Source organism: Dactylosporangium sp. NPDC005555, assembly GCF_040605635.1.
Taxonomy (GTDB): domain Bacteria; phylum Actinomycetota; class Actinomycetes; order Mycobacteriales; family Micromonosporaceae; genus Dactylosporangium.
This window is the reverse complement of record NZ_JBEXDG010000172.1, coordinates 1-1,464: the sequence shown is the minus strand read 5'-3', so window position 1 is coordinate 1,464 and position 1,464 is coordinate 1. Positions and strand designations below refer to the sequence as shown.

General features: G+C 35.2%; 1 protein-coding gene and 1 pseudogene. Both read right to left on the bottom strand.

Annotated elements, in window-relative coordinates; genetic code table 11:
- Positions 1 to 336 (bottom strand): annotated as a pseudogene (locus tag ABZS58_RS51320) (hypothetical protein); the annotation flags it as partial.
- Positions 329 to 1,464, bottom strand: a 1,136-nt coding sequence (locus ABZS58_RS51315; protein WP_354792136.1) for a RepB family plasmid replication initiator protein, incomplete at its 5' end; no start/stop codon positions are given. The gene ABZS58_RS51315 and the pseudogene ABZS58_RS51320, both read right to left, overlap by 8 nt.

The window sequence follows — 1,464 nt, the reverse complement described above, 5'->3', positions numbered from 1 at the left end:
GGCTTTGAGGCTGTCATTTTCTGCCTTGTATTCTTCTAGCAATTTTTTATCCTGCAAAGCTAGGCGTTGTTGTTGGTCTAAAAGATTGCTTAACTTTTCTATATGAGAATGGGCTTTATCAAGTTCTGTTCTAAGAATACTGACTGTTTCGTTCTGTCGTTGTGTTTCGTTCTTAAAATACTGTCTGATAAGACTTACTGAATTGTCCTCTAACACAATTTTATTTTTTATTTTTTGAGTTGGGATTGAATTTTTGTTTATTATTCTTGAAATTCTAGTTTTATTAGTGCCTAATTCGTCAGCCAGCTCTTTTATGGTTTTTACATTCTTACTCATGGTCTAATTCCTGCCTTTTAACCGTAGGTAGATATTGCTCGATTGCTTTTTTCAGATACTTCGCTACATTGCGTTTAGAATATTCTTCACGCTTGCTAGATACATAAGACAAGTGGTCTTTGACTCCATTAAGCCCTCTCAATTCTTTCAGTTCGTCATAGAGAGGGTACACATTTTTCTGTAAGCCTGCCATTGTTGCCGTATCTGTCATTTCTAATGGTGACAAAAGAAAATTTTCAATCAATAGCTTGGTGTATTTGCTTTTCATTGCTTCAATAGCTAGCTTATCTTCGGTTTCCTCTTTGACTTTATTACCCTCTTGATATACTTTATCGTCTAACTTGTAGCTGTTATCGTCTGCCATGCGTTTTTTCTCGATATGAAAGACAATAGAATCAATACTCCGCCCTTTTTTGACTTTCTCATAGGACACGTTAAAAGAAGTGTGAGCGTTGATTTCTGCTAAAGGTTTTTCTAGTATCCATTCTGTGAATTGAAACATTCTTTTATATTCATTGACGGTATCGGTCATCACTCGCAATTCTTTCACTGTAATTGTTGGATTGCGGTAGGCTTCCACTTGCTCCGCTCTCCGTCCACCTTTAACGCTATAATGCTCGTATTGGTTGTATTGCATAGATAACCAACGGTAAAGAATAATTGAATACTTGCTATTGAGTTCGGCTATATCTGATAAGGCGTGTTGCGTAAAATTCTTTTTAAGATTGATTAAGTAAGGCATAATTTCACGATGAAATTCAATTTTTACTTCATCATTATAATCTGTCCATTCCACGTAAGGGATAGGCACAATGCTTTTAAATTTGAAGCCTTTCCCTGCTTCTTCCTTAATTTCAAAAAAAGCTTCTTTTTGCATAACTTTTATGGCTTCTTTAAAGTGACTATGTTTATTGCTGTCGTCTACTTTAAAGAAGGCAAAGAGTTCTGCTTTTGAGAGGTAAACTGTATGATTTTTGGGCAGTTTTTCCGTATCAATACAGGAAACAGCCAACTCAAAAATTTTTAAAGGCGTTTTATCCATTTTTGCTACGGACGTTATCAAGTCGTTATGTTCAACAATTTTTCGTTTCTCAATTTCTTTCAAAGAACACACTGTCCTTTCATTGC